Origin of the sequence: Brucella anthropi (assembly GCF_046630315.1) — a bacterium.
Lineage (GTDB): Bacteria > Pseudomonadota > Alphaproteobacteria > Rhizobiales > Rhizobiaceae > Brucella > Brucella anthropi_A.
The window spans coordinates 1-9,351 of record NZ_LQBD01000023.1 but is presented as its reverse complement, the minus strand read 5'-3'; the positions used below and the strand labels follow the sequence as shown (position 1 = coordinate 9,351).

Sequence of the window (9,351 nt, the reverse complement as noted above, 5' to 3'; positions counted from 1 at the left end):
CGACTACATCGAGATGTTCTACAACCCCAAGCGCAAGCACGTCAGGAACGGGATGCTGTCACCCGTCGAGTTCGAACGGCAGCAGGAAATGTAACCCGAGGGCGTCCACGAAACTCGGGGCTATTCAGTGCGAATATCAGCAATCGTGATGGCAACAGCCTGTCGGCGCGCATCGGCCTTGCGGCTAATTACGTCAATAACTGGAAGGGCAATGACGGCCGGATGGTCAATACGAACCTGTATGGTATTGCCAATCTCTACCAGGAGTTCCTTGGCGGCACGAAGATGAGCTATAGCGGCACCGCGATGAGCACGGATAACGACAGCACGTGGGCCGGTATCGGTGTTGGCGGAACTTATGGCTGGGCAGACGGCAAATATGCCCTCTACGGCGAAGGTTCAGTCAATACATCGCTCAACCACTTTGCCAATAGCTATACCTTGAAAGGAACGGCGGGTTTCAAAGTGGCCTGGTAAAGCAAGGTTCCACGTTCCTACATCAACTCCAGACCGACCCGGTATGATTATATAAGCATCCAGAGCTGTTATTCAGGGCTTGGAGGGCAATATTCCATAGCATGCAATTTTTCCAGAATTCTCAGAAAAATACATCAAAGAATACAACGAAGAATTCACAATATTAAGTATTCATGATGAAAGCTATGACATAAGAGCGAAAATTAATAGGTACGGGAAAATAATGTCTGACGATTTGGATGCCTACAAACATCTCATTGCCAAAAAGGATCGTATCGAGAAGAATCTCGAATATTATTCCATAACTTATAGAAACGGGGAGATGTTAAAAGAGCAAATGCGATAGCAACCGCATATAGTACTTGCCTATCTATTTGCTTAGGCGGTGTGGACGAATTTGAGCCAGTATCTTGCTGTGGCAATATGAACCATGCTGATGAAGCTCTTGGTGAATTGGCCGTATCGGCTAGCAATGGCGCGGTTGCAAGAAATCGGATTGGTTGGAACGGGGCCGTGTATTGTAGATGTCAAGCGGTCTGACCTTCCAGATTCTTGGCGAGCAAGGCCGCCGCTTCTCCCGGTGCGCTTGGTCCAATGCCGAAGGTCCGTCCGACAACACGTGCCTCTCCATGAGTGTCGCCTGCTCTGGTTTGAGACGGTTGCGCGCCCTTCCGCATAACGGTATCGGCGCCATCTTTTGTTCGAAATAAAAATAGCGAGCGCATCGTCGTTTTCTTCAAATCCGGCAAGGCCGGAACTGAAACCGTTCTCCGCGATGCGCCCTCCGTTATGTAAATAAGCCGCAACATTCTTTCTGTTATGTGGCGCTGTCGGGCACAATCATCAAACCGTCGGCTGGTGCGATGAACTCAAACGTCTGCTCCGGCGCGGTTTGGCCGGCGGCGGTTGCCGAAAGCGTGACAGTCTCAGCGGCCCCTTTGGTGTCGATGAAAAGCACATCGGACGTGACGCCAAAGCTGTTGGTGTTTGCCGTGACTGACATGATATCGCCGTCCACTGCCAAGCCGTTTGCTTGCACAAACTGGGCTGAACCGTTTTGGATCGTGAAGGTAACAGTCTGTGAAACTGCCGGCTGGCCATTCAAGGTTACGGTCGCATAAGTTTTGTGGGTGGAAATCCCGTCAGCGGAAACCACTGTCAAATCGGGTGCGAGCGTGATATCGCAGTGCGATGCAGCGAATGTAAAGTTTGTCGTGGCTTTGGCTGCACTGCCTTGTACCAACAAGGCGACTGTTTCCCCTTTCTGTAGATTATCTGTGAACCCCACGATGGGTGTGTTCCCATCGCCTTCTGTCGTTTCCTGCACATTCTTGGTATTTCCCGAAAAGACCGCGTGACTGTTCTGCGGCAGGAAAAAATCCAGGGCCACGCCGGCTGATACTTGACCGTTGGTGTCGAAATATGTCGCGTGTGCCCTATCCTCATCAACACCAGTCGCTGGTTGGTTATCGGTGTCTGACGTCAGGAGAATGGTCGGGTAGCGCTTGTCGACAGTAGCCTCGGAAATTGCAGACCAGCCTTTTGAGTTGCCATTTTGGGCTTTCAGTTGATAGTCGATCTGAATGACAGTATCGGTGTCGTAGCCAGACAAGTCACATTGTGGGATTGGTACGGTCTGGGCCATGGCAGGGTCGGCGATCGTGGCCAGCAGGATGTTGCTGACGGTTTTTCCGGACTTGGTGTCATTGCCGTTGATATAAAGATAAAGCTCGGCATAATCACCTGCCACGGCCGATGAAACGCTGGGAAATAGAACAGTAAGGCCGACATCGGCAATGTCGGCAGGAGCAAGACGGTTTGCCGTAATGAGATTCGGCGTGGGCGCCGGCAGTGTTCTGGATACGCCCCCGAGAGGCTTGGTCTGAGGCGTGCCGATTGCCGTGAAGGGTTCGAGTCGGCTCAGATTTGCGGACGACCAGGCACCGCTGCTGCCTTCTGCGACAAAATAGGCGAGTGTATTGTCCGATTGTTCCGAGAGGAGCGCGTAGGCAATCTTTAGGCCAGAACTTGTGAGTTCGCCCAGATTGCCACAATAAACCGGAATGTCATTCAGTACGACAGCAACGGGAGAGTCTGCCGTAGGCGTAAAAACCAGGCCGGAGTAAATGCTGGGATTAAGCGAGACAGTGAAGAAATACTGGGTTGGATCGGATGGGATTTGCAGCCTACCCTGATAAAGCCCGTTTACCGTAAGCGGCGGAAGGGAACCATCATTGTTGTCGTCGATGACCGCCCCGAAGAAGATTTTTGTCGAGAACATGCTTCCGTCGCTGGTGGTCACGGTAATGGTGGCGATGGCATTGTCGCCCGATTTTGACCCAACGAGGAAGACGGCGCGACCGGACATTTCGGTGTACATCGTGTAGATGAAGGAGGTGCCGGAACCTTCGTCCGTCAGTTCCGCGTAACTCTCATCATATAGCGCAAGGATATGGATGTCACTCAGGTCGCACGTGATTGTAATCTTATCCACGGGACGCCCGGTATTGACATAGCAGCGTATGATTTCTGTAGCGTCCTGCGGATTTAATGCAATATCGGTGTAGACCAAGCATGTATTTGCATATGACTTATCGACAGAGATACCACCAACGGGCAGTGTGCTTGCGGAAGACATTAAATGCTCCATTAAGTGAAAAGAAATGAAAACTTGGATTATGTCTCCCGAAATTGTATTCTTGCTTCGGGATGATTATATTTTTGCTTAAAAGTTATAGAATTACTTCTATTTATAATTTTTATCTAGAAAGACTTAAGTAATATGATAGTCCTGAAAAGTCAGCATAGGAATGATAGCTATAAGGGGATTTAAAGTTATTTAAAACATATGTAAAATATACATCTGCGTATTTATTGTTGTGTTCACCATACAATGCGCAGCAATTGACAAAGTAAGCCTGTGGTATTGCAATATCAATACCATTGACGATGTCGTTTCTGGTAATTGTATGCATATGGAAGTATCTGCCGGTATTATGCTTCACCTGTATCCGGCTATCCGTCCATCCATCGGTGAACAACTGATACTGAATCTGATCACCGATATTGATGTCGTTATTCATTGTTTCAAACGGAATATGAAAAGCGAGTTTTCCATCAACCAGGCTGGCCGTTGTAAGCACCGGCGGCTGTTGAGAGACAGTTCTGGGCGCTGGAAGTGAGGTCACAGTCTCGAAAGCCGGATTTGGCATCTGGTAAGGTGTGCCTTCAGCCGTAAAGATAAGCGGATAGGACTGGCTGCCATTGACCAAGGAGAGGACGTAAATCAGGTAGTTCGGATGATTGATACCGGTATTCATCAAATGATATGGTACATACCCCAGAGCAGGGGTCCCCAGCGGTACATCATTTATGGATACCAGCGTGTCGTTCAATATGAATGCGCAGAACGTAATCTGTGATAACGATTGATAATAGGTTGTGCATTCAGCGGCATAGCGCATCGAATAGGTTGTAATGCGCTCGGGAAAAGCCTGGCGTATGATGTGGGCCTCTTCGTCTTTCGGTTCGTTGGGCATGGCCGGAGGAATGACAACGGGATTAAGCTGCGCGGTGAAGACGGGAGCATCATGGGTGCCCGAACTCAGATCGGGATTATAGAACACGAGACCGCATGTTGCAGATATCGCCGCGTTATCATTTTCGATTGCTACATTGAGCGGGACAATGGCAATATCCGTTGCGCAGACGCCCACTGTGGCGATGCCGTGCGAATTGGTTGTCGTGGTCACGGTGGCGCTATTGGGATGTTCCTGAATGGGCTGATTGGCTTCATCGTAGAACAGCACGTGCTGTGACGCCACACCATAGGGGACGCTCCAGTTAATCGGTATGCCTTGACCAACGGGCTCACCATCCTCAAGTATCTGAGCATTGACGGTGATCTTTTGTCTGGCGGTCGGTGGCGTATTGTTGCTAGAAGTTTTAATGTGCCCCAGCGCTATATTTGGCAGCGCCCATGAAACCATTCTCATATGGTCGCCTTTCTCATGACGCGAAAGCATAATCCGACTGGAGTGAAACGAGGGTGATCAAGATTATGCTTCAAATAGAAAATTTTAGAGCATTTTCGAGCCAAAGGTGTGAAACCGTTTTGCGTTCGGAAATGCGGCAAAAACAGATAGATAGAGCGGTTCCAACGATTCCGCTAAAATAGGAACCGCTCCGGAGCGCCGGCCTGATCGGTCAGACCGGAGCACCCTCCACTGTGACGGGAAGATATTGCCTCGGGAAACACGCCCCGGATAAGAATCCGGGGTGGTGTGGTTCTTACGGCGTTACAGTATCGATGTTGTAGGTCTGAACGGCACTATAATCCCCCGTTGAAGGAATATAATATTCAGCTTTAATAGTACTGAAATGCATTGTTACACTATCCATAGTGTATCCTATAAGAACATCCCTGCTTACATTGAATAAGTATGCGCCGGAAATGTCCGTTTTAACGTCCAAATTAGGTACTTGATTGCTTTTTAAATTTCCAAGGCTATCCCACCCATTGAGATATATATTTGCTTTTACGTTATCCGCACTCGGTGCCACGGATGCCGGCAAACGGAATGTAATCCCGTTGTTCGACAGGACATAGCTTAGGTCGATCAGATCTTGGAAACCCGGTGGGACCGGATAGAGCGCTGGCGCTACCATGTTCCGGTGCACGCCAACTGGGGGCAGATTATTGCTGCTGCTCTCCACGCCAAATTTCGATGCGATGTCAGTCGTTGACAGTTCGCCTGTCAGCGTATTGAAAATGAAACCCTGAACTGTATTAACTAGGTTCTTTGTAGTATCGAACAGGGATATGCCAGCCCGTATGACCATAGGTACTGAATTCGCCGGCATGCTGTAACCACCACTGCCAGCTTGTGGTGGTACCAGGCTGTAGGTGGTGCCGTTTCCAGCGCAAAGCCAGAATATATCCGCTTCCGGATCGGACTGGAATTCGTTGGACGGCACGTAGATGGAGATTGCGCTGGTGCCTGTAGGAGGCGTGTATACGCCTTGATAACTGATCCCCGTCGGGTTTGCGGGAGAGTACACTCTGTTATCCTCGTCCAACCCAATGAAATATCCAGATGAATTTGCCCCATTTGAGCCGAGAATATCGACGTTTACATTAAACCCCTTTTCCGATGCGATGTAAAATTCTGTCTTCTGACTTGGGTCTTTAACTATAAAAGTATAGTATTTATCATAGACATTTGCCAAAGTTGGTGTCGTCAAAACCCCGCTTCCGGTCTTGCCAAGGTCTGTCAATATTTTCAGACTGGTAACTGGTGTTATCTCGACATCAAAACTGCATTGCTCACCTGCTTTGAACCCAGCAAGGGCTGCTGACATATTCACAGTATATGTCAGGCAGTTTTCCGCCTGAAAGGCACCAGTCGGTGGGAATGGAGCAAACAGAGCCGTATTGTTTCCTGTCAGCAGCGCGTCAGGCGGAATAGTGTTAATGGTTTTTGCTTTCCATGAAGGACTCGCCTTAGTTTGGAATTCGATATTATTCTGGTAAAGCACTGCGTTAAACTGGATAAGCGATCCGTTAGTCTCGTTTGGATGAGACGCGATGTAGAACGCAGCATACTGTAGCTGCTGAGAATATGAATCAGGGGAAAATGACCGTTGTCCTGACGGCGCCCTTCGGCCTCCCTGCGTCGGCACTAACTCAACCGTATAGTTGTTAGTATCTGTCGGGTCCACTTTTAGAAAGACAACAACCACGAAGGGTAGACCTGCGCCGATAGTCGTTCCGCGATCCATAAAACTCAGGACTGGTGGGATTGGAAGTGTTGGCATGATCATTGGATTCCTACAATAAAAATTGATGAAATTTTGTTCTGTTGCAATTCATGCAGCTATACCGTAGCATGATTTTGGTATTTGTTTACTTTTTGTGTGTAAAACAAAATATACACTGCAAGATTTATGTATATTTTTATACAAAAGTTAGATTTTTATATTAAATTAATGTGGCCTGAGGTTGAATTGTATAAAAAGTTTTATTTTTATTATTTCTTTCCGGGGTGATTTACGTTGGAGCGGCTCCGTCATGATTCCAATCAGAGCCAGTTCCAAACGGTCGACCCGTGTGGCGGCAAATGGCATTTTTTCGTTCCGGTGTTCACGCCGCTTCCTATTGTGCATGGTCTTGTCTGAAAATTCTCCAATCTTTCGGAACTATGTCTGGAGGCGCGCTCCGGTATTCGAAATGCACCATTTGCGCGCACCTGTGCCGTTTTTCGATTTTGGTTCCAAGGCTGAATACTTCCCTGTTTTTTATGCGGTTTTGCGAAAATGATGTTTGACAACTTTAATCGTGAAAATGGGCAGAGTCTGCCTGTGAATTTGTGCATGCATGCAGATTCCGCCCTTCGGCGTGCTGCTATTGGCAGGATGACGCGAAGAAGAAAAGTTTCCACCTTTTTATGCTGCGTTTCGGTGTTGGCTTTAAGCCTCGGCTGCGGGTGGTCTCCAGCTTATGCAGACTACATCCAGGGAGAAAAGACATATCCCGACGACCAAACGACCTGCAGGCTTAATGAGGAATACTACGGAGGCGGATGTTTTTTAATAGAGAGAAATTATGGTCAGCCTTATATTGTAACGTTCGACAAAAACATCGCCATCGATGTCTCCAGCATTACTTTGCAATCAACGACCCACATGTTTGGAGTGCTCGCATTTGATGGAAACCCGGGCGTCGAGGTGCGGGGCGATTTTACTGTGACCGGGCTTGGACGATCCGACAGCCAGCTTGCGGTTCAGTCGGCAGCGATCGGCATGTTCAGTGACACCCTTGTGGGCTTCGACGCTCAGCGGGATTTTATTGTGGTTCCGACCTATACGTTCGAGGGCAACATAAGTGTTGACGGCGGCATGCTGATAAACACCTCGGGGCCGAATGCTATGATTAATGGAAATCCGGATGGTGATTATATCGCACCCAATGTTGTGACAGTGGATGGCACTACGACCATGCACGTCGCGCCGGATGCCCGGATGATGTACAATGATGGGCAGGCGGCCGTTCTGCCCCCTATCAACCTGGATACGGTTGGTGCGACGTTCAATGGTGCAATCGATTTCGATTTGCCGGTTCTTACCGCCCAGGACGGTAGCGGACATCAATCCGTCTATGGCGCTATCCTCCTCACTGGTGATGGTTCACGATTGGATTTTGCAGGGGGAGGAACCTACACCATCCACCAGAACTATCAGGATGCTGTGCAAGGATTGAATTATTATTTTAGCAATGTATCGAATCCCTATTTCCGCAGGGCGCCTGAATATGGCTGGGTAACTGCCATGGGCATGACCAACATACTTGGAGGAATAAACAATACTGGTGCGTTTGGCGTTAAGCCTCGTCAGGCCATGGCAGAATTCAACGCAACGGGAGTAAACCTGAACTATACCCTGCAAGGGGGCGTTCCGACCACCCCTTGGGGTATTGTAAGTCTGGAATCAAACGCATCGTCCACCTTGACCAATGTGAACATGACCCTGAACATGCAGGGAACGCCGACGGCACGGACGTCCGTTTTTTACGGTGGCATGCAACAGTATCCCTATCTGACGGCCGAGGTTGATTCAGGTCAGACTCCCCCGGATTATACCGACATTTTCACGCTGGATGGAGTGAATGTCACCTTTGACGGGAGCAGCGATTCCGGCAAGTACGTATCCCTTTTCTATATCGATTCATCGAACACGACAGTTACAGCTACCAATCATTCCAGTTTGCAGGCTGCCAATCAGGATGCGGATTGGTCGGATCGGTCGCTGATCTATATCGATCGGACCTTGCCGCCGTTGCGTCAGGTAATTGATGGGAACCCCGTTTATGCACCCGGTCCCGATACGACCTCGCTCGATTTTCATGCGACCGATTCAACGCTGGCTGGCGGAGCCTATGTCGCGGCCTCCAGTATGAGCAATACGTCGTTGGCGATGACACTCGACGGCACCACGACCTGGGGCGGCACCATCAAGGTCGATGCCGACGGGAGCACTTATAAGAGCAACGCAACGCTGACGTTGGGTGATACAGCCCATTGGACGGGATCGACGATCTCCAACAATGGCAATATCACTCTGGCGCTCAATGACCGCAGCGTCTGGACGGCAACGGAGAATGTTTTGGCTTCCCCTTTTCAGGGGGGCAGTATCGCGCTCAACGGCGGCACGATCCAGGCGGGCAAGGATGATTTTGCCATCGGCGCCGCGCTCTCCCTTGGCATGAAAGGCGGCATCATCGATACGGACGGTCGCCCTTCGTTTCTCTCCGGCAAGGTGTCCGGCACGGGTACCTTTACGAAGAGCGGTTTGGGCACTTTGACGGTTTCGGGTGCGAACAACTATACGGGTGGGACGGTTTTTGCTGGCGGTGTTTTGTCTGCGGATGCGGAGAGCCGGCTTGGCAGCGGCGGTCTGACCTTTGACGGCGGCACGTTGCAGGTGATGGGGACGAACTGGACGTCGACGGCGCAGACGGTGACGCTGGCGGCTGGCGGCGGCGTTTTCGACATTGCCGATGTGATGAATAATTTCACGGTTTCGCAAGGTGTGACCGGCACTGGTTTCCTGACGAAGAGTGGTTCGGGCACGCTGACCTTGTCGGGCAATAACAGCTATGGAGGCGCGACGTCGGTATCGGCGGGCACGCTCGTGCTTACGGGCGCCAATACCGGTGGGGGGACGACAACGATCGATGCGGGGGCAGCTCTTCACATCGGCACGGGGGGGACTGTTGGCAGCCTTGCGGGCGATATCGTCAACAATGGCGCGCTTGTCGTTGACCGCGCGGGCACGATCACGCCGGCCGGGACGATCCCCGGCTCGGGCGGGCGCACC

5 protein-coding genes and 2 pseudogenes are annotated in these 9,351 nt (G+C 50.3%); 4 read left to right on the top strand and 3 right to left on the bottom strand.

Annotation, left to right across the window (positions count from 1 at the left end):
* From AVM02_RS12350 to AVM02_RS12340, 3 genes and pseudogenes are all read left to right on the top strand, one after another.
* Positions 1-94, top strand: a 94-nt coding sequence (locus AVM02_RS12350; protein WP_297564976.1) for an IS3 family transposase, incomplete at its 5' end; no start/stop codon positions are given.
* A 26-nt stretch (positions 95-120) separates the two neighbouring features.
* Positions 121-477, top strand: a pseudogene (locus AVM02_RS12345) (autotransporter outer membrane beta-barrel domain-containing protein); the annotation flags it as partial.
* A gap of 647 nt (positions 478-1,124) precedes the next feature.
* Positions 1,125-1,272 (top strand): annotated as a pseudogene (locus tag AVM02_RS12340) (four-carbon acid sugar kinase family protein); the annotation flags it as partial.
* A gap of 22 nt (positions 1,273-1,294) precedes the next feature.
* On the opposite strand, the gene AVM02_RS12335 reads toward AVM02_RS12340, so the two are convergent.
* From AVM02_RS12335 to AVM02_RS12325, 3 genes are all read right to left on the bottom strand, one after another.
* Positions 1,295-3,115 carry a hypothetical protein gene (locus AVM02_RS12335; protein WP_411507241.1) on the bottom strand — a complete coding sequence of 607 codons (1,821 nt, stop codon included), beginning with the start codon at positions 3,113-3,115 and terminating at the stop codon, positions 1,295-1,297.
* A 121-nt stretch (positions 3,116-3,236) separates the two neighbouring features.
* The gene (locus AVM02_RS12330; RefSeq protein ID WP_411507240.1) at positions 3,237-4,472 is read right to left on the bottom strand and encodes a hypothetical protein; all 1,236 of its coding nucleotides are present in this window, start codon (positions 4,470-4,472) and stop codon (positions 3,237-3,239) included.
* 295 nt (positions 4,473-4,767) lie between these two features.
* Positions 4,768-6,294 (bottom strand): hypothetical protein, encoded by a 1,527-nt coding sequence (locus tag AVM02_RS12325; RefSeq protein ID WP_411507239.1) that lies wholly within the window; start codon positions 6,292-6,294, stop codon positions 4,768-4,770.
* A gap of 498 nt (positions 6,295-6,792) precedes the next feature.
* Between AVM02_RS12325 and AVM02_RS12320 the strand changes: the two genes are divergently transcribed.
* On the top strand, positions 6,793-9,351 hold a 2,559-nt coding region (locus tag AVM02_RS12320), incomplete at its 3' end, for an autotransporter-associated beta strand repeat-containing protein (RefSeq protein WP_411507238.1).